Here is an 18642-nt window from a genome sequence, read left to right as displayed (position 1 = left end):
GACAACTAGTATTTTATGTAAATTTCTTAAGTGTTAAAGTCCTGCTAAAAATGTAATATTTCAGAGTTCTGAACGTCTTATATCATGTGAAAAAAGGGGTGATTATTTCACTCATCACAATTAGGAAAAATAAATAAATATGAAAAATTATAAAAAACAAGATTCGAAAAACGCAGCAAGTGCAGATAGGTCATTGACCCGACATTCAAGTTGGAGAGAGCATCGTAGACATACCGGATTAAAATTAATTCGGTTTTCTTAAGTTGTTAAATGAAAAAATTAAAAGAGGGCAAAAGTCCTCTTTTTTTGTTTTGAGCTTTTACTCGATAATCGGGATTTATAGGCGCTGACATTTGCGTCGAAATTAAATGTGATTTTTCTTTGAATGCCTCGCGGGCTTGCCCTGAAGTAGTTTATTGGTAGAAAGTTGATTTTTCTTTATTTGAGTAATATTCAAGATTTATTATAGTCATAAGTGATTGACCTTTAGTATATTTATATTTAACTCACAACCAAACCAGTTATATTATGAATCCAGTACTGAAGAATATTCTAGCCGTGCTAGCTGGTCTTATTGTTGGTAGCCTTGTAAATATGGGGATAGTCATGCTTAGTGGTTCAATAATACCACCTCCAGAAGGCGGAGATGTAACAACCATGGAGGGTTTAAAAGCCACAATGCATCTTTTTGAACCCAAACATTTTATCATGCCCTTTTTAGCCCATGCATTGGGAACACTTGTTGGAGCTTTTGTTGCTGCTAAAATTGCAGCTTCGCGAAATATGCTCTTTGCAGTATTAGTGGGAACTTTCTTCTTTATTGGTGGGGCCATAAGTGTCAGCAGCTTAGGAGGTCCAATGTGGTTTAATGCATTGGACTTAATTGTAGCGTATTTTCCAATGGCATATTTGGGTTGTAAATTGGCAGGAAGTAAGTAGGGCTTAGGTATAAGTTAATATGTATAAAGCGGGCCTAAAATTCTCCTTGTGCTTTAGGAGCGACAGGGTTAATATAAAAGAGGTCAAAATACATCCATCTAGCGTTTAGAGCGCAGTCAACTTTCTCTTATGTTACGAATTTTTAGGGAGTTAATGTTCAAACGGACGTAGCACATTCGCAGCTACAGCAACAGAATCAATCTTATTTCTAGAATAATACACGGGAAAATAGTGGTCTTTTGCCCAGGGTTCAAAAAGATTATTATAAAATGGACTATCGGGATTACCCGATTGGCCCGGGCCATTGGTTCCTATTGCCGCATCCCAGTCTCCCGTATTAACAATCATACGAAAAGATGCGCCACTACTTTGTCTTAAATTACCGCCTGTAGAACCTGGTGTATAGGCATTACCTCCTCTAGGAAGCGGACCTAGGTCTAGCTTTTTTCGTGTAGCACTTTCAACGGCATTACTCAAGGCATGCTCCATGTAGGTGTGCTTGTTCTTTTCTTGCCCATATTGCCATTGACTGATATCAGCACCTAAGTTTTTTTCTAAATCTGAAACCGCATTTGTGAAAGCATCCTTTAAAAACTCGTCTCTTTCGAGAACAGGATACGTGCCAAAACGCTTGTCTGGCGTAGTAATCCAATCCATAATACGCTTCATTTGAAGCGTTTTTATGATACCTTTTGCTTCTTTGGGTATGAAACGTTCATTGGCCATATCCTTGATTTGATTCTCCCATGCAACGTAAATGGCAGCAGGAATAGAATTGGCCTCTAATCTGTAATCCCAATCACTTAGTTTAGTTTTCGCTTCGGCCGCTTTATCTGTAAAATCATACTGCTTTAAAAAAGGAACGAGTATCCTAGCAGGAATAGAAAGATAATCTGTTTGTAGTGCCTTCATATCTTCCATAGTTAATTTTTTAGCGTCATTACTAAGAATTTCGTCCACGCGATTACCTCTATAGGGGTCGGACCACGAGAACCCTATAGCGTCCCAATGTGTATATTTCTCTGGAGTTACATTTTGGTTAGCAGTCGCTAAGTATCCCTTTGCAGGATTATAGTCGTTTGGCTTTTCAATAATGGGTAAGTAACCGTCCCATTCGTAGCGTCCGTCCCCTGGAACGGGTACAAGACCGCTAAAATTTTTACGTATGGGGGCAATGCCTACAGCCTGCCAGCCTATGTTCCCTTCTTTATCTGCCCATATCATGTTCTCTCCGGGTATATGACTGTAATTACATGCTTCTCTAAAGTCTTCCCAAGTTTTGGCTTGGTCCATTCGTAAGGATGCCAAATAGGGAGAGCCTCCCGGTTCTAGCCAGGCACACCGCACTGCATAGGCTACATTGTTCTCCTTATCTATCCGAGTAACCGGTCCATGTAAGGTATAATTTAATTGGGCGGTATGGTCTTTTTGACCCTTTACTTTAATAGTTTCTGAAATCTGTATCATATTAACCCAATTTCCCTTATACCAGTATTGGTTCGGATTTTCAGGATTCAGTTCATACACATATAAATCTTCGCCATCTGTCCTAAAAACGGTAAGACCCCAAGAGCCATATTCATTATGACCAATAGATATTCCAGGAATTTCCGGTTCGCCACCACCAATTACATTCCATCCAGGAGCTACCAAATGTGTCATATATCTCAAGGAAGGTACAGCTATCGTTCTATGGGGGTCATTAGCCATATAGGTGTTACCATCGGCCATAAGTTCGCCTTTTACGACCCAATTATTACTTCCTATGGATAAAGAGTCGTTTTTGTTAGCTATTAAAGAGAGTACTTCTTCTTTCTTGTCCGTATTTTGATATGCGGCCGCTACATCTTCCTTTTTAAATTTTACTGTTTGTCGGTAGGCATTGTAAAGCTCTAAGATATCATCAGAGAACAGATCGCTATTAATTTTAGAATCTATTTTTAGGTTGGGTTCCTTGGGATGCAGCCAGAATAAATCTTTTGTCTTTTCCGGGCCTAACTTGGCTACGGCACGTCCTATTTGTAGTTCATCTCCAATATTTCCTAGAAGACCTTGATGTCTGGAAATAACTACTTCTGGTGTCCACTTTTGAGGTTTTAAATTTAGTATCTTAAATTCTATGGGAAGTTGCTCGGGTGTTTTGAGAATCTCTTCGATATACGCGTTTACCCCATTGGTATATGCAGTAATAATTTCCACTCCTTCATCATGATAGTGATTCATCTCTGTCGTCATATCACCTCTAAACTTAAATAATCGTGTTCCAATATCCCTTTTGAGTTCGCGTTTGCCAAGTATTTCAGCTACGGTGCCCGTAGCCTGTCTGCGCCACATTTCGAACTGAAAAAGACGATCTGTTGCAGCGGCATAACCTTGAGCGAAGAATAGGTCGTGTTGATTTTGAGCATAAATATGATTGATGCCCCACGTATCACGAACAATTTCTACAGGTTCTTGAAGTCCTGCTACAACTAATTCGTTCGATGTTGTCGTTTGTGACTCTTTACAGGAAAAGAATAGTGTTAAAATACTTAGTAAAAATATGTGTTTCATCATAATTAGTGTGTGTTGGTATTAAAAAAGCTCGATGGTACCATCGAGCTTTTATTGGCACCGCCAAAGGGTTTCATTTACGCAGGTTTGTCTCGAAATTTAAATTCAGTTTCTTGTCAATGCCACATGGACTTGTCCCAAAACAGTTTATTTTATTTCCTGTTTATTAAACAGATAATTCGCTAATGCGTCAGTTTAAAATTACAGTTTTATATGCTAATACATAGGCGATGTTATTTTCCTTTGTATTTACCCATATACCTTTTCCAAAGCTCTGTTTGGTGCGTTTCCAAGGAAATAGCTCTACCATCAATAAAAGCATGGGTTAATTGATTGCCACGCATGTCCAAAGCATCTCCTTGCGATACAAACAAAGTAGCGCTCTTCCCAGTTTCTAAGGTGCCGTAATCCCCATCAATACCTAGAATTTTTGCATTATTACCTGTAATTAGCTGTAGTGCTTTCTCTTTGTCCAAACCTTGCTGCCCTACTTGGCCTGCATAAAAGGGAAGATTTCTAGTTTGAAAGTTAGAAGCTTCCGTATTCTGAAGCCCTACTAATAAACCAGCGTCTACTAAAAGTTTTGGCAATTTAAAAGGAAGATCATAATCATCATCATCAAAAACGGGGAGGTTGTGGGTAAACTGTACCAAAACAGGCACATTGTTACTTTTTAGAAAATCGGTGATTTTATAGGCATGATACCCGCCTACCAATACTATTTCTTTAGCGCCATTTACCTTTAAGGTGTTTATAGCATCTATGATTTCTTTCTCGCCGTCTGCATATACATAGAGTTTTTGGTTACCATCGAAAATACCTTGCATGGCTTGGAATGCGGGGTTTACTTCCTTAGGAACAGATTTACCATAGGCCATAGCGTTTTTAATAAAAGTTACTACAGCGGCGGTTTCCTTGGTATACTCTTTATTAGGACGATAGCCTCTATCTTCACCCATCCACCATCTGCCTTGACGGAAACTTCTTGGCCAGTTTAGATGTACCCCGTCGTCTACTTTGATAGCCGCGTCTTCCCAGTTCCAAGCATCAAATTGGACAATGGAGGAGGTACCAGAAATACGACCACCAGAAGGGGCAATCTGTCCAAGTAGAACACCATTAGGGCGCATGCTTTCTACTACTTTAGATTCCGCATTGTAAGCGATTAAACTACGAACGTGCGGAATTAAATCTCCTATCTCATCTTGGTCATCACTTGCTCTTACAGCGTTTACCTCTACCAGACCTAAGGTTTTTGCAGGTGCTATAAACCCGGGATAGATGTGTTTTCCTGTAGCATTAATGACTTTTCCTTTTCGTGCAATTTTCATTTTAGAATCTCCAACGAAAGTAATTTTTCCGTCTTCGAACATGATCAAAGAACTTTCGATGACTTCACCATTGCCTAGGTGCGCCGTTGCACCTTCAATGCTAATAGCTTCATTTTGTGGGGAAGCTGGAGTCTGTTGTGCTGTGCCCTGAAAAAATAGGGCTACAACTACGATTAATACTATAATATGCTTCATTTTAAGTGTTTTTAGTCGTTTTTTCATGTTACAGGCTTTCACAAGTAAAGTTTCTTTTTATGCTCTGTTTGGGACCTTGCATTTTTGCACCACCTGCTTTTTCTTTCAGCATCATTTTCACCAATTCATTTCGTTCTTTTTTAATAGATTCTCGCTGTTGTTTGTCCTTTTTTAAATCAAAATAAGTAACGCCCTCAATAATGGTTTTTTCAGCTTTTGTGTAGATAGACATGGGATGTCCTGACCATAATACAACATCCGCATCCTTACCTACTTTAATACTTCCTACGCGGTCCGCGATATGTAATAATTTCGCTGGATTTATAGTTACCGTTTTCCAAGCCTCTAACTCTGTCATGCCTCCGTACTTAACGGTTTTTGCCGCTTCTTGATTTAATCGTCTTATCATTTCACGGTCATCACTGTTGATGGCTACAGTAACTCCTTGTGCTTGCATAATAGCTGCATTATAGGGGATGGCGTCGTTCACTTCATATTTGTAGGCCCACCAATCACTAAAGGTTCCTGCCCCAACACCATGAGCTGCCATTTTATCCGCTACTTTATAACCTTCCAAAATATGTGTGAAGGTATTTACCCGAAAACCGAATTTTTCTGCAACTTTCATCATCATGTTAATTTCACTTTGCACATAGGAGTGACAGCTAATAAAACGTTCTCCGTTAATAATCTCTGCCAATACTTCTAGCTCCTCATCATACCGGTAAGGTTTACCTGCTTTCTTTTTGGTATCGTACTCTTTGGCACGTTGAAAGTAGTTCATGAATACCTGTTCCACGCCCATACGGGTTTGCGGAAAACGAGAAAAACTTTGCCAGTTAGATTGTTTTACATTTTCTCCTAAAGCAAACTTTATGAATTTTGGTGTGTTGTTATAGATAAGTCCGTCCGCTTCTTCTCCCCATTTAAGTTTTAATATGGCAGAACGTCCTCCAATAGGATTGGCAGAACCGTGAAGCAGTTGCAAAGAGGTAACGCCTCCGGCTAACGAACGGTAAATTCCCATATGCTCAGGGTCTACAACATCTTCCATTTTAACTTCCGCAGTGCTATTGTGCCCTGCTTCGTTTATGGCCAAAGCTGCAATATGACTGTGTTCATCTATGATACCTGCCGTTAAATGCTTTCCTGTACCATCAATTACGGTAGCGCTGCCAGCATTAAGGTCTTTTCCTATTTTTGTTATTTTACCATTTTTGATAACTACATCTGTATTTTCTAGAATGCCATCGGCTTCGCTGGTCCATACCGTAGCGTTTCTTATCAATAGATTTTCTTGTTTGGGTTTTGTAGTAAAACCATAACCGACATTAGGGTAGGTAATGGGCATTACTTTTGGTGCTGCCAGTTCACTTTTCTTTTTCTCTTCTTCTTTAAAGGATGCACTCTTTGCAGCAGTAAAGAAACTTTCCGTACCATCTGGAAGTAGTAGCCGTCCTGAGAGGTTTTTGGCTTCTTGAGTTACCGCTCCTATCATACGATAGGTTTCCGAAGCATTATCCGTGGTAATAGACATTGTTAACCAATTATCCTTGTAGGCTAACTTGGAACCGAGTTTTAAGGTGTCTAGTTTTACCGCTAGTTTGGGTTTGGCAACGGTCCCGGTAATGGCTAGGTCATAAGACCTTCCTTGTAAGTTTACCGTGTAGTCGCCTCGTATATCCTTTATATCCTTGTTGTTTATAATATTCTTATTACCCTGAACCCAGTTTTCATATAATGTTGTCGATTTTTCAAAAATAGGACCGGAAGTAATCAAAAAGTTAGCATAAGCTCCTGCCTTTAACGACCCTATTTTTCCAGATTTCCCTAAAATTTGTGCAGGAACCGTTGTTAATGCCTCCAGAGCCTTGGTTTCAGAAAGTCCGTATGTAATGGCTTTCATTAAGTTGCTTTTGAACTTAGTTAAGGATTTTAGATCATACGCCGTAAGCGAGAAAGGAACACTATTTTGGGCTAAAACCTTAGGGTTAGAAGGTGCTTGGTTCCAATAACGCATATCTTTTAAGGATACGTAACCCGCTTGATAAGGGTCAGATACATCATAGGCTTCTGGAAAGTTAATAGGAATAATGTAGGTGGCATTCGTCGCTTTTATTTCTGTAATACGCTCAAACTCATTTCCGCCACCAAGGATGGTATATTGAATTCCATTGGCATCACCAATCTTATCGGCTCTTAAGGCATGGCCTTTATCTTTTGCCTCAAAAATTTGTGGCAGCCCTTTATTTTCGATTAGCGCTTCTAAAGACCGGTCTTTGGTATCGGAATTGCCTTTTGCATACCAATCAGCATCGTTATACAACTGTCTTAATAAAGCTAAAGCTCCCATTAAAGAAGTAGGATAGGCTTGTTTTTTTAGTACGCTTTTGTTCAATGAAAAATACTGTGCAGATTTGTCATCTAAAATTCTATTGGCATCCGTTCCTTCGCCATTCAATGCGATTAAAACTCCCGAACCTCTAGCAATTCCGTCATGAATATGAGAGTTAACCACACCAAAACCAGCTTCCCTTAGTTCTTTAGCCGATTTATCATCATATTTAAATTGCTGTATGGCATTATTCTCTGGCATGATATGGTCGTTCCAATAAAAGCCGTCCCGTTCTGCTTCATATTGTGCGGCCCTACCACCGCCTGGTTTTCTTTTGGGTTGCTCCACCCCGAATTTAGAATATACATCGATGAAAGATGGATAAATGGATTTTCCGATTACATCTACCACGGTGCTATTCTTTGGAACCGTAATGTTGGAACCTACCGAAATAACTTTACCATTTTGGATAAGTAAGGTACCGTTTTGAATAACCTCGGTCGGGGTTACATAAATTTTAGCATTTGTAAACGCCGTGTAATTATTGTTATTGGCTTTAACACCTTCGTTTTCAGGAAAGTAATCTTGTCCAAAAATGTTGGCACTACACCAGAAGAGACATAGCAAAAGTATGCTTTTTTTCATTTTAGTTAGTTTGAATTAGTCCTTTTAAAAGTAAGGTTTGTGAACTTAATTTTATGGATTTTCAGTTATTTTAACATTAAAGGATGACTCTTTAGAAATGATTTAAATAAAAGGCACGGGAATTTTTCTAGAAGCGTAACTAAGATTTATAGAAGTACTTGGTGCTAGGTTTGATTTAACTAGTGAAAGTATAGTTTACAGTGGATTATCGCGGTGGTAGGCAACGAGCAAGGACACTACGGCATTATAACTTCGGATTCCTTTGGCCTGGTTATTCGCCTTTAAAAATGAATTGAAGATAGCCTTGAAAACAGGCTCCATAGGATTTTCATAGCTGTCCCAGAAATTCGACATTTCCTGAAAATTCATTTTTACTCCGCCATTTAATTCCTTTAGTAATGCATTAAAAACTTCTTTATCACCTCTTCGCACATCATTGAGGCAGTATCCTAAAGCATAAGCGTATGCCACATATTTAAAATAGTCATCATTGTTATTTACGGTTACCAAGTAGCCAATAAAATTAGTCTCGTTTTCAGCGGAATATCCAAGTTGATGTCCTATTTCGTGTCCCGTGACTACGGGAAACCTAAAATTGGGGAGCAAACCGTTTATTTGTGCTTCATTCGTAAAAGGATTTAGGTATCCGGCATAACCCATGTACGTTAATGTGGAGCTAAAAAGTGACGTTTTAGCACTCGGTTTCTCATAGGTGAGAAAGGCGTATTTTTTGGAAATCTTTGCATAACCATTTATGCTTTTTTCAACCATTTCTTTTTGAGAATAGGGGGTGGTAACTATTTTGGAAGTATCCTGTGCTATTTTGAATTGTAGCTCGTTGGTTTTTTTAATCAGCCTTCGCGTAAAACCAACAAGTTCCTCGTAGTCTTTGGTTTCCGTCAGTTGTAATTTAGTTTGAAGTGGTTCCCTATAATAATTAAAACCCCACATAAAATGAAATGTGAAATAAGCAATGGCAAGCACCATGACGATATCTCTCATAAAAAGTAGCTTGTTTGTCCAAATTCTACGCCTGTTTCTATAAACGTAGGTAATGGCGAGTATGCCCAACGTTAAATAGATGATATCTCCTACGGAAAAAGGAACCCAACCAAAAACGAACCTAAAAATTTTGGAGATGAAAGGATATATTCCTGTACTGTAATAATTCTCAATCCAGTCCGTATGGCTGCCTAACCATTTTACTAATAGAATTTGGGGGAGTAGTGAAATGGCAATGACCGATTTTAAATTCATCTTCATTGTTTCAAAAATAGTGAAATCCTTTTTCTGTCCGTATTTTTGAGGCTCTAAAATTATGGTAATGAATAAAGCTATAGCTCAGTTAGAACCTAGGTCCGTCTGGACCAACTTTTCAAAATTAAACGCAGTTCCTAGACCTTCCAAAAAGGAGGAACGCGTAATTGCCTTTATGATGGATTTTGGCTCCACCTTGGGTTTTGAGACCTTAAAGGATGAAGTAGGAAATGTAATTATTAGAAAACCTGCTAGTCCCGGTTTTGAAAATAGAAAAATGATTACCCTACAATCTCATTTAGATATGGTGCATCAAAAAAATTCGGATACCGAGTTTAATTTTGACACTCAGGGAATACAAATGCGTTTAGAAGGCGATTGGGTTAAAGCCAACGGTACCACTCTTGGTGCGGATAATGGAATGGGAGTAGCCACTATCATGGCCCTTTTAGAAAGTAAAGATATTGCCCACCCTCCTTTAGAAGCACTTTTTACGATAGATGAAGAAACGGGCATGACTGGGGCGTTCGGTTTAAAAGGAGGTATCTTAAAAGGAGAAATTCTTTTGAACCTGGATACGGAAGAAGATGATGAAATTGATATAGGATGTGCTGGGGGAGTAGATGTGACGGCAAAGAGAAGCTATAACGAAAAATCTTCTGTACATGGTGACATAGGCTTTGAAATAAAGGTAAGCGGATTAAAGGGTGGTCATAGTGGTATGGATATTCATAAAGGATTTGGAAATGCCAATAAAATAATGAATCGCTTGCTGTTTGCAGGACTATCCTATAACATGAGAATAGCTGCCTTAGAGGGTGGTAGCTTGCGTAATGCTATTCCTAGGGAAAGCCATGCTGTTATCAATATTAATAAGTCTCAAAAAATAAGCTTTTTAGCTGCTTTTGATAAGGTGGTAAGTGAAATTAAAGCTGAGTTACGATTTGTAGAAAAGGAGTTAAAGGTTAGTATAGAACCCAGAAAAACTTCTAAAAAGGTAATGGGGCTAGGAGCACAGGGAAAACTACTGAAGGGTATTTATGCGGCTCATAATGGTGTTTATAAAATGAGTACTTCTATACCCGGTTTGGTAGAAACCTCCAATAATGTCGCAAAGGTAAAGGTGGGTAATGGAGAAATACATATTGGGTGTTTAACGCGCTCTTCAGTGGAAACAGGTAAAATGGATTTGGCACAGGCCTTAAAAGCGACCTTTGAGCTCGCCGGATTTGAAGTTAACTTTTCCGGTTCTTATCCCGGATGGAATCCTAATCCAAATTCAGAAATATTAAAAATTACTAAAAAGGTTTATACGGATTTGTTTTCTGTAGAACCCCGTGTAGTTGCCTGCCATGCAGGTTTGGAGTGTGGTATCTTAGGGCAGAACTATCCCGAAATGGATATGGTAAGTTTTGGACCTACCATTCATGGAGCCCATTCCCCGGATGAACGTGTTAGTGTTTCTTCCGTTCAAAAGTTTTGGAAATTTCTTCTAGAGATTCTAAAAGAGATACCCTCTAAGTAAACGACCTTTTGGAAAAATCTTAGTTATTTAAAACTTAATTTTAAGGAAAGCCTCTCGTATTAAATCTTTTGATGGTGCTCATAAAAAAGACCCATTTGTATGGGTCTTTTTTTATAAATTATTGAAATTTTTACTCAACCAACCCAGTGATTTCAAGGTCAAAAACAACATCAGCATTAGGCGGAATTACAGGAGGACTTCCTTGCTCGCCCCATCCTAAATGTGATGGTATGAACAAACGTAGTTTGTCACCTACTTTCATGGATAACAAACCTTCTTTGAAACCAGCCACTAATCTGGAATCTGTAGTATAATCCATAGGAGCGGGCATATAGCTGCCTCTTTGAAGTCTTTTTATATCAAATTTCTCATATGCTTTGGCTATTTCTTCGTAATTACTGTCGACTAATGTGCCATCTTCTAAGTAGCCAGCGTACATCACGTTAACTTTGGAGCCAATTTTTGGTTTAACGCCGTTTCCTTTATTTAGTACAAGCATTTGTAAGCCAGATGATAATGTTTCGGCTTTTTCTTTTTGAGCAACTACTTCAGCAGCAAAATCCGCTTTCATTTTATTTACTGCTGCAGCTTTTTCAGCTTTTTCTTTTTCTAACTTGGCCAAGCGTTCTTCTTCGTTCGCAAAGTAATCGCTCATAACCTGATTGGCATCGAATTTCTTGGCCTCTTTTCCATTTCGGATAATCTCAACCGTATTCATTTTAACTTCTTCAACAGGTTTGTTGCTGCCCGGTGTAACGGTAACATTGGCTATAGAATCCAGCACGCTCATTCCTTCAACTACTTCTCCAAAAACAGTATGCACGCCATCTAACCATGGCGTGGGTTTATGGGTTATGAAAAACTGGCTGCCATTACTAGCTGGACCACCGTTGGCAGAAGAAAGAATTCCTTTCTTATCATGGATTAAAGAATCATTGAATTCATCCATAAATCGATATCCTGGATTTCCAGTGCCATTACCCAATGGGTCTCCGCCTTGAATCATGAAATCTTTCATTACTCTGTGAAAGGTAAGTCCATCGTAGTATTTCTTCCCTTTATATTCTTCGCTAACGAAAGTGTTTGTTCCTTCGGCTAAGGAAACAAAATTTGCTACGGTAACCGGTGTTTCTTGATGTGTTAATTTTACGATAATATCACCTTTTGTGGTTTTAATATCGGCAAATAGGCCATCACCTAAATCGGCACGTTGGCTTGTCTTACAGCTTGATAACGCTAAAGCAATCACAATCAAAATATACATTTTATTCATCATGGTTTTAAATTTTCTGTTTTACCTTGTTTTTGTTCAATTTTTAATATTTCTATGGTCGATTTAATAGGGAGGTTACTGTCAATTCTTTCATTATCACCGTGATATCCAAAAGCTAAGGAGGAAGGGAACAGAAAAGTTGCCTTCTCATTTTCCTTCAAAAGTTTTATGGCGTCCCTTAGTCCTTGAAAAAGCTCTTGTTTGTCTACTTTGTACGTTAGCGTGCCTATTTCTTCTTGGGAATAAATGGTGTCGTTGTTCAGTGAAAGAATATTATAGGAAAGTACTACTAAGTCATCAGTTTTTGGAGTATAGGTAGCCGTGTCGTTTACCCTGTTGTAATGATACCATGAACCTGCAGCACTATGCTCATAATGCTTTAACGAATCTAGTCTAATGATTTCTTGTATTTGTTGTTCTTCCAACGCCAGTAACTTTCGACTGCGTTCCACAGAAGCCTTAAAAAAACTACCGCTTTTTCGTTGAACAGGTTTTCTTGGTACTGGACCTTCACAAGCGAAAACAAATACTAAAAGTAGTAGTAAAGCGCTTTTTTTCATGCGGTTAACTCTTTCTTATATGTTGGTAATAACGAGGTAAAGTAGTTTATAGTATCGCTTATATGCATATCACTCTTCCCGCCGGCAGCATTGGTGTGGCCACCTCCTTGAAAGTGTTTACGTGCAAAATCGTTTACAGAAAAATCACCGACCGATCTAAACGAAATTTTAAGAATACCTTCCTCTTTATTTTCTATAAAAATAACTGCAAAAGAAATTCCTTCTAAGGTGAGTCCGTAGTTTACAAAACCTTCTGTATCTCCTTTTTGGTAGTTGAAACGATCAAGTTCTTCTTGACTTAGGGTAATGTAAGCCGTGTTAAATTCCTGCAGAATAACCATATTATTTAAAGCACAACCCAATAGATGTAATCTACTGGGTGAGTTAGTGTCATATATTTTATGATGAATAGTTGTGTTTTGTGCTCCCTTATCCATAAGGTCGGCGACTACTCTATGTGTATTACTTGTAGTAGCCTTAAATTTAAAGGATCCGGTATCGGTCATTATACCAGTGTAGATACAATTGGCCATTGCTGGTGTAATCTTATCTAAGTCGTCTAAATAGGAGATGAGTTCATAAACCATTTCACAGGTGGAGCTCATGCTAACATCGGAATACATTATTTCTGCATAGTTCGACGGTTGTTGATGATGGTCTACCATCACAAAAGTTGCTTCGGCCTTTTCCAAATATTCGGTCATTTGGCCTACCCTGCCTAAGTGATTAAAGTCTAATGTGAAAATGACTTCCGCCTCTTGTAAACATGTTTTCGATGCTGAATTTTCTTTCTCGAAATTTAATATATTTTCTGCTCCTGGCATCCATTTTAAAAACTTAGGGGAATCATTAGGAGCAACAATAGTAGCATTATGGCCGCTGTTTCGTAGGTAGTGCCATAACGCTAAAGTGGAACCTATTGCATCACCATCAGGATTCTTATGTGGTATTATTGCAATCTTCTTTTGCGACGAAAGTAATTCCTTTAAAGCCTTGATCTGCTGAAAATTCATGGGCGCAAAGATACAATTTAATAACATAGACTTTGAAATGAAACCCTTAATTTTAAGGTTGAAAAACTATCAAATGAAAACCACACTGTTATTGACAATTCTTGCCTTAATCGTTAGTTGTACTTCTTCAAAGAAAATTGCCAATGCGCAGGACCAAGCAGATTTCACCCTTGCTTTTGGTTCCTGTAATAAAGCATCCTTGCCGAATCTCTTATGGGATGATGTTGTAAATACCAAACCAGATGTTTGGGTTTGGGGAGGCGATATTATTTATGCGGATACCGATGATATGAGTAAATTAAAATCGATGTACGCCGCCCAGGATGCTGTCGCAGGTTATAAAGCGCTAAAAGCTACCACTAAGGTAATAGGTACTTGGGACGACCATGATTATGGTGTAAATGATGGCGGTGTGGAGTTCAAGGCAAAAAAGGAGAGTCAGGCAGAATTTCTAGATTTTATGATGGTGCCAGCTAATAGTCCCAGGAGACAGCAAGAAGGCGTTTATAACGTTCATGACTATAATACTGCCAAGGGCAAAATAAAAGTACTTGTGTTAGATACCCGCTATTTTAGGACTGCGCTTACACCGGATAACGAAACTAAGAAAAGAAATAAACCGAACAAATATGGTGAGGGAACGGTTTTAGGGGATACCCAATGGAAATGGTTAGCGAACCAATTAAAGAATTCTGATGCAGATTTTAATGTCATTGTAAGCAGCATTCAGGTGTTATCTAACGAACATGGTTTTGAATGTTGGGGAAATTTTCCGCATGAAGTGGATAAACTAAAAACCACCATAGCGGATTCTAAGGCTAAAGGGGTTCTGATTTTATCTGGCGACAGACATATTTCCGAATTTTCAAGAACTAATGTCGATGAACTGAAATACCCTCTTATAGATTTTACCAGTAGTGGGCTTACCCATGCTTATAGGGGTTTTACTAGTGAACCAAATCCTTTTAGAGCGGGTGATGTAGTAAGTACAGAAAGTTTTGGACTTTTGCAATTCAATTTTGAAATAAAGAACGTAACCCTGAAGATGGTCGGCGATAATGGAGCAGTTCTTGGAAGCTTACAACAAAGCTATTAATAGTTGTAGATTATAGGGAAAACCGTATTTTTGCGCAAAATTTTAGATATGAGTACGAATAGAACTTTTACGATGATTAAGCCAGATGCCGTTGAGAACGGACATATAGGCGCTATATTGGATAAAATTGCTGCTTCTGGATTTAAGATTGTAGCTATGAAATACACTCAATTAAGCCTTAGGGATGCACAAGAATTTTATGCCATTCACAAAGAGCGTCCATTTTTCGGTGAGTTGGTTACTTTTATGACTAGAGGTCCTATTGTAGCCGCTATCTTGGAAAAGGAAAATGCAGTAGAAGATTTTAGAGCTTTAATTGGCGCTACAAATCCGGCAGAAGCTGCTGAGGGAACTATAAGAAAATTATTCGCTACGGATATAGCTGAAAACGCTGTACATGGTTCCGATAGTGATGAGAACGCCGCTATTGAAGGAGCTTTCCACTTTGCGGGAAGAGAAATTTTTTAATAGTACTATTATTATAAAATTGAAAAAGACCCACAGTAACTGTGGGTCTTTTTTTATTGGCACCGCCAAAGGGTATAATATCCCGAGGCTTGCCTCGAAATTAAATGTTCATTTCCTACTAATGCCTCGCGGGCTTGCCTTGAGGTAGTTTACTTCTTAGCAGAAATAGTTTGCTTAACGCAATACTAATTTCTTTACGAGTTCTTTCCCCAGCTCCTCGTTTATCATTGTTATAATCTTTGTTTTACCAAGACTAAGTTCTTCACGCAGTACCGATGAGGAAAGGGATATTAACAGGGTCTCGTTTCTTAATTCTACATTGGTAGTGTAGTTGTTTACCCCATTCCCCATTAATCTAGACCAAGCTGTTTTTACATCTATTTTATCCATACCATCCTGTAAATTATTCTTTTGAATAAATGCAGAAAGTGCTTCCTTCATATTTAACTTATCATTTTCCCGCTTGGCCATTAGGGTTCTATATTAAGAGGTTCAAAACGTTTGTATTGATATATGGTGCCTTCTGCGTTTTTTACAGAAAAAGACTGTTCTGATAGACCTATGAGCGTCTCTTTCCATTCGCTTAGGTTATTTTTATACATCAAACTAAATGACTCGCCTTCTTTCTGGATGATAAAAGATTCCGCATCATCAGAGGTTTCAAAACTACCGTTGAATTTTGGATTTACTTTTTTACGGAATCCTTTAAGGTTTTCTAATTGAATGTAATCTACGGACGGACTAATTTTGTATTCTTTCTTGCCTCCGTTCATAAATTGCACCTCGGTAATTTCCCAGTAACCGTTTAATAGGTTGAGGTCTTTCTCCTTTACAGTTTTTCCACAAGATAATAGTAGAAACATTAGGAGTATGCTAAGGGATTGTTTCATACTATAATTTAAAGATTTTATAGGTTTGATGAATTTCTTTCACAATTGCTTCAGTACGGTCAGCATGGGTATCACTAACAAAGATTTGACCAAAATGCTCCTTATTGACCAAGGTTATGATTTGTGCTACTCGATTCTCATCTAATTTATCAAAAATATCATCTAAAATTAGGATAGGCGTTGTTTTAGATAATTCTTGCATAAAATAGAACTGAGCGAACTTTAGCGCTATCAAAAATGATTTTTGCTGCCCTTGACTTCCAAATTTTTTTATCGGATAGTCCATAATGGAAAAACGCAAATCATCTTTATGAATACCAACGCTGGTGTATTGTAGCGCCCTATCCTTATCTAAATTCTTTTTGAAAAGTTCGGAAAAACTTTCGTTAAGAAGCTTACTGTCATAACTTAAGTTAACTACTTCTGTGTCCCCCGTAATTGCTTTATACTGTGTTTTGAAAATAGGAATGAAAATATCTAAGAATCCCTTTCTCTTTTCAAATATTTCTGTTCCGTATTCCTGTAATTGAGTATTGTAAACGTCTAAGGTGCCAGCGTCAAAAGTATGGTTAACGGCAAAATATTTCAATAAGGCATTCCGTTGCGATAGTACTTTGTTGTAGTTGATCAAGGCTTGCAAATAGGATTTATCGGATTGTGAGATGACACCATCTATAAATTTTCTACGAACATCACTTCCTTCTACAATCAGGTCTCTGTCTGCGGGAGAAATGATGACCAAGGGTAAAATACCAATGTGGTCTGCAAAACGTTCATAGGCCTTGCCATTGCGTTTAATTATTTTTTTGGTATTTCTTTTTAAGCTGCAAATAATTTTTTCCTCCCTATCCTTCTTTTCAAAAAGACCATCGATTACAAAAAAATCTTCCCCATGCCTTATATTTTGAGAAGCAACAGGATTAAAATAGCTTTTACCAAAAGATAAATGATAAATAGCATCCAGAATATTGGTTTTTCCAACTCCGTTGTCACCAACAAAACAATTTATTTTAGAGTCGAATTCTAGATTCTTGGACTCAAAATTCTTGTAATTAATAAGGGATAAATTTTTAAGAAACATTAAAAATTCTTGAAATTTTGGTTTCTGATAATGCCATTATGCACAAAATATCCAAAAATAACGAATAAATACACTAACGGATTTCAATAAAAACTTTATTTTTGCGCGATTAATAAAATTAGAGATGGCAACATATAAGAAAAGAGGATTTAAACCTAAAACAAAGGCAGAATCTCAGGAGTTTGACGAACAGGATAGCACAACTGCCGAGGTTTTTAGTACCTTGGACGAGGGAGCTTCCAAGACGGAAGAATGGGTCTCTAAGAACCAAAATTATATACTGGGAATTATAGGGGTAATCGCTATTGGAGTATTAGGTTACTTGGCTTACAATCAATTTGTACAGAAACCAAAGGAGACTAATGCAGCAAATGAGATGTACTATCCACAGCAATATTTTGATCAAGCATTAGCAGCGACCACCGCAAAAGATTCTTTATTTACACTGGCCTTGGAAGGAGCTGAAGGTAAATATGGTTTCTTGGATATTATAGCTGAATATAATGGTACTAAAGCCGCCAATCTCGCCAATTACTCGGCTGGGATGTCCTATTTAAATATGAATAATTACCAAGAGGCCATTAATTATCTGGAAGATTTTAGCTCTGATGATGCCATATTGGGAGCTTTAGCAAAAGGCGGTCTTGGTGATGCTTTCATGCAGCTAGATCAACCATCGGATGCCTTAGGATATTACGAGGCTGCGATAGCACATAGCACAAATGACTACACTACACCAAAATTTTTATATAAAGCAGGGGTTACCGCACTGGAAATGGGTGATAAATCTAAAGCTTTGACATATTTTCAACGAATTAAAGACGAGTTCTCTAACGCTGACATAGCCAATAGCATCGATGCTTTCATTGGCATGGCAAAAACTGGAGCGTAATGGCTACGGCAACTAAAAATTTATCTGTATACGATAAAACAACAATCCCAAACGCAAAGGACCTGCGCTTTGGGATTGTTGTTTCTGAATGGAATCCTAAAATAACCGAAGGCCTTTTTGAAGGTGCCCATAGCGCCTTGATAGACTGTGGTGCCGTAGTTTCAAATATCCAAAGGTTAGACGTTCCTGGTAGTTTTGAACTTACATTTGGCTGTAAAAGGCTTATTGAGCAGCGTAATTTGGATGTGGTTATTGCTATAGGCAGCGTTATTCAAGGAGAGACCAAACATTTCGATTTTGTTTGTAACGCTACAGCGAAGGGTATCATGGATCTGAACGTTACGACGAACGTCCCCGTTATTTTTTGCGTACTCACGGACAATACCATGCAACAGGCTCTGGACCGAAGTGGAGGAAAGCACGGAAATAAAGGTGCCGAGGCTGCTATTGCAGCCATTAAAATGGCGGTTTTAAAGGATTTATAAGCTTACTTTTCTTAGCGTTTTGTTATGTTGGGCCTTATCTTCAGAAAATAGTGCGTTCTGTTAACAAATTTTGGCATTACGGATACTTTCCGTTTTTCGATTTT

Annotated in this window: 16 protein-coding genes; 6 read left to right on the top strand and 10 right to left on the bottom strand. The window is 38.2% G+C overall.

Annotated features, from left to right (window positions below):
• Window positions 1–528 precede the first annotated feature (528 nt).
• Entirely contained in the window at window positions 529–939 is a 411-nt protein-coding gene (locus tag SJY09_RS06955) for a hypothetical protein (protein WP_396638237.1), read from the top strand.
• 150 nt (window positions 940–1089) lie between these two features.
• Here the strand turns inward: SJY09_RS06955 and SJY09_RS06950 are convergent, their stop codons facing one another.
• The 4 genes from SJY09_RS06950 to SJY09_RS06935 all read right to left on the bottom strand — a co-directional run bounded on the left by SJY09_RS06950 (window position 1090) and on the right by SJY09_RS06935 (window position 9261).
• Entirely contained in the window at window positions 1090–3495 is a 2406-nt protein-coding gene (locus tag SJY09_RS06950) for a penicillin acylase family protein (RefSeq protein ID WP_396638236.1), read from the bottom strand.
• Between the two features lie 230 nt (window positions 3496–3725).
• Window positions 3726–5018, bottom strand: a complete 1293-nt coding sequence (locus tag SJY09_RS06945) for an amidohydrolase family protein (RefSeq protein ID WP_396638235.1) — start codon at window positions 5016–5018, stop codon at window positions 3726–3728.
• Between the two features lie 28 nt (window positions 5019–5046).
• The gene (locus SJY09_RS06940) at window positions 5047–7998 is read right to left on the bottom strand and encodes an amidohydrolase family protein (RefSeq protein WP_396638234.1); all 2952 of its coding nucleotides are present in this window, start codon (window positions 7996–7998) and stop codon (window positions 5047–5049) included.
• Window positions 7999–8193: 195 nt separating this feature from the next.
• The gene (locus SJY09_RS06935; protein ID WP_396638233.1) at window positions 8194–9261 is read right to left on the bottom strand and encodes a DUF3810 domain-containing protein; all 1068 of its coding nucleotides are present in this window, start codon (window positions 9259–9261) and stop codon (window positions 8194–8196) included.
• 61 nt (window positions 9262–9322) lie between these two features.
• Here SJY09_RS06935 and SJY09_RS06930 point away from each other — a divergent pair, with 61 nt between their 5' ends.
• Complete coding sequence (locus SJY09_RS06930) at window positions 9323–10780, top strand: aminoacyl-histidine dipeptidase (protein WP_396638232.1); 1458 nt, start codon at window positions 9323–9325, stop codon at window positions 10778–10780.
• 130 nt (window positions 10781–10910) lie between these two features.
• Here SJY09_RS06930 and SJY09_RS06925 read toward each other — a convergent pair whose 3' ends face one another.
• Genes SJY09_RS06925 through SJY09_RS06915 form a run of 3 tightly spaced genes read right to left on the bottom strand, consistent with a single transcriptional unit; the run spans window position 10911 to window position 13626 of the window.
• The gene (locus SJY09_RS06925) at window positions 10911–12053 is read right to left on the bottom strand and encodes a peptidylprolyl isomerase (protein WP_396638608.1); all 1143 of its coding nucleotides are present in this window, start codon (window positions 12051–12053) and stop codon (window positions 10911–10913) included.
• On the bottom strand, window positions 12053–12613 hold the full coding sequence (gldI, locus tag SJY09_RS06920) for a gliding motility-associated peptidyl-prolyl isomerase GldI (protein ID WP_396638231.1): 561 nt from the start codon (window positions 12611–12613) through the stop codon (window positions 12053–12055). The genes SJY09_RS06925 and gldI overlap by 1 nt, the downstream gene beginning before the upstream one ends.
• On the bottom strand, window positions 12610–13626 hold the full coding sequence (locus SJY09_RS06915) for a bifunctional oligoribonuclease/PAP phosphatase NrnA (protein ID WP_396638230.1): 1017 nt from the start codon (window positions 13624–13626) through the stop codon (window positions 12610–12612). The genes gldI and SJY09_RS06915 overlap by 4 nt, the downstream gene beginning before the upstream one ends.
• Before the next feature lie 73 nt (window positions 13627–13699).
• Here SJY09_RS06915 and SJY09_RS06910 point away from each other — a divergent pair, with 73 nt between their 5' ends.
• Both SJY09_RS06910 and SJY09_RS06905 read left to right on the top strand, forming a co-directional pair.
• Window positions 13700–14722 carry an alkaline phosphatase D family protein gene (locus tag SJY09_RS06910; RefSeq protein ID WP_396638229.1) on the top strand — a complete coding sequence of 341 codons (1023 nt, stop codon included), beginning with the start codon at window positions 13700–13702 and terminating at the stop codon, window positions 14720–14722.
• 48 nt (window positions 14723–14770) lie between these two features.
• Complete coding sequence (locus SJY09_RS06905) at window positions 14771–15190, top strand: nucleoside-diphosphate kinase (protein ID WP_396638228.1); 420 nt, start codon at window positions 14771–14773, stop codon at window positions 15188–15190.
• Between the two features lie 174 nt (window positions 15191–15364).
• Here SJY09_RS06905 and SJY09_RS06900 read toward each other — a convergent pair whose 3' ends face one another.
• The 3 genes from SJY09_RS06900 to recF are packed head-to-tail and all read right to left on the bottom strand — an operon-like array spanning window position 15365 to window position 17161.
• Window positions 15365–15661, bottom strand: a complete 297-nt coding sequence (locus SJY09_RS06900) for a DciA family protein (protein ID WP_396638227.1) — start codon at window positions 15659–15661, stop codon at window positions 15365–15367.
• Window positions 15661–16080: a hypothetical protein gene (locus SJY09_RS06895; RefSeq protein ID WP_396638226.1), complete on the bottom strand. Its 420-nt coding sequence runs from the start codon at window positions 16078–16080 to the stop codon at window positions 15661–15663. Before SJY09_RS06895 ends, SJY09_RS06900 begins: the two co-directional genes overlap by 1 nt.
• Window position 16081: 1 nt before the next feature.
• Window positions 16082–17161, bottom strand: a complete 1080-nt coding sequence (gene recF / locus SJY09_RS06890; RefSeq protein WP_396638225.1) for a DNA replication/repair protein RecF — start codon at window positions 17159–17161, stop codon at window positions 16082–16084.
• 124 nt (window positions 17162–17285) lie between these two features.
• Between recF and SJY09_RS06885 the strand changes: the two genes are divergently transcribed.
• The gene (locus tag SJY09_RS06885) at window positions 17286–18053 is read left to right on the top strand and encodes a tol-pal system YbgF family protein (protein ID WP_396638224.1); all 768 of its coding nucleotides are present in this window, start codon (window positions 17286–17288) and stop codon (window positions 18051–18053) included.
• Window positions 18053–18538, top strand: a complete 486-nt coding sequence (ribH, locus tag SJY09_RS06880; protein ID WP_396638223.1) for a 6,7-dimethyl-8-ribityllumazine synthase — start codon at window positions 18053–18055, stop codon at window positions 18536–18538. The genes SJY09_RS06885 and ribH overlap by 1 nt, the downstream gene beginning before the upstream one ends.
• The last annotated feature ends 104 nt before the right edge of the window (window positions 18539–18642 follow it).

The organism is Maribacter sp. R77961, assembly GCF_044594925.1.
Lineage (GTDB): Bacteria > Bacteroidota > Bacteroidia > Flavobacteriales > Flavobacteriaceae > Maribacter.
Note: the sequence above shows the minus strand (reverse complement) of the source record. Positions and strands in the feature narration are given on the sequence as shown.

Coding starts and splice junctions, on each gene's coding strand:
- SJY09_RS06955 (WP_396638237.1), top strand. CDS start 529: ATGAATCCAGTACTGAAGAATATTCTAGCCGTGCTAGCTGGTCTTATT.
- SJY09_RS06950 (WP_396638236.1), bottom strand. CDS start 3,495: ATGATGAAACACATATTTTTACTAAGTATTTTAACACTATTCTTTTCC.
- SJY09_RS06930 (WP_396638232.1), top strand. CDS start 9,323: ATGAATAAAGCTATAGCTCAGTTAGAACCTAGGTCCGTCTGGACCAAC.
- SJY09_RS06935 (WP_396638233.1), bottom strand. CDS start 9,261: ATGAAGATGAATTTAAAATCGGTCATTGCCATTTCACTACTCCCCCAA.
- SJY09_RS06910 (WP_396638229.1), top strand. CDS start 13,700: ATGAAAACCACACTGTTATTGACAATTCTTGCCTTAATCGTTAGTTGT.
- SJY09_RS06895 (WP_396638226.1), bottom strand. CDS start 16,080: ATGAAACAATCCCTTAGCATACTCCTAATGTTTCTACTATTATCTTGT.
- SJY09_RS06925 (WP_396638608.1), bottom strand. CDS start 12,053: ATGAATAAAATGTATATTTTGATTGTGATTGCTTTAGCGTTATCAAGC.
- ribH (WP_396638223.1), top strand. CDS start 18,053: ATGGCTACGGCAACTAAAAATTTATCTGTATACGATAAAACAACAATC.
- SJY09_RS06915 (WP_396638230.1), bottom strand. CDS start 13,626: ATGAATTTTCAGCAGATCAAGGCTTTAAAGGAATTACTTTCGTCGCAA.
- SJY09_RS06885 (WP_396638224.1), top strand. CDS start 17,286: ATGGCAACATATAAGAAAAGAGGATTTAAACCTAAAACAAAGGCAGAA.
- SJY09_RS06940 (WP_396638234.1), bottom strand. CDS start 7,998: ATGAAAAAAAGCATACTTTTGCTATGTCTCTTCTGGTGTAGTGCCAAC.
- SJY09_RS06900 (WP_396638227.1), bottom strand. CDS start 15,661: ATGGCCAAGCGGGAAAATGATAAGTTAAATATGAAGGAAGCACTTTCT.
- SJY09_RS06945 (WP_396638235.1), bottom strand. CDS start 5,018: ATGAAGCATATTATAGTATTAATCGTAGTTGTAGCCCTATTTTTTCAG.
- recF (WP_396638225.1), bottom strand. CDS start 17,161: ATGTTTCTTAAAAATTTATCCCTTATTAATTACAAGAATTTTGAGTCC.
- SJY09_RS06905 (WP_396638228.1), top strand. CDS start 14,771: ATGAGTACGAATAGAACTTTTACGATGATTAAGCCAGATGCCGTTGAG.
- gldI (WP_396638231.1), bottom strand. CDS start 12,613: ATGAAAAAAAGCGCTTTACTACTACTTTTAGTATTTGTTTTCGCTTGT.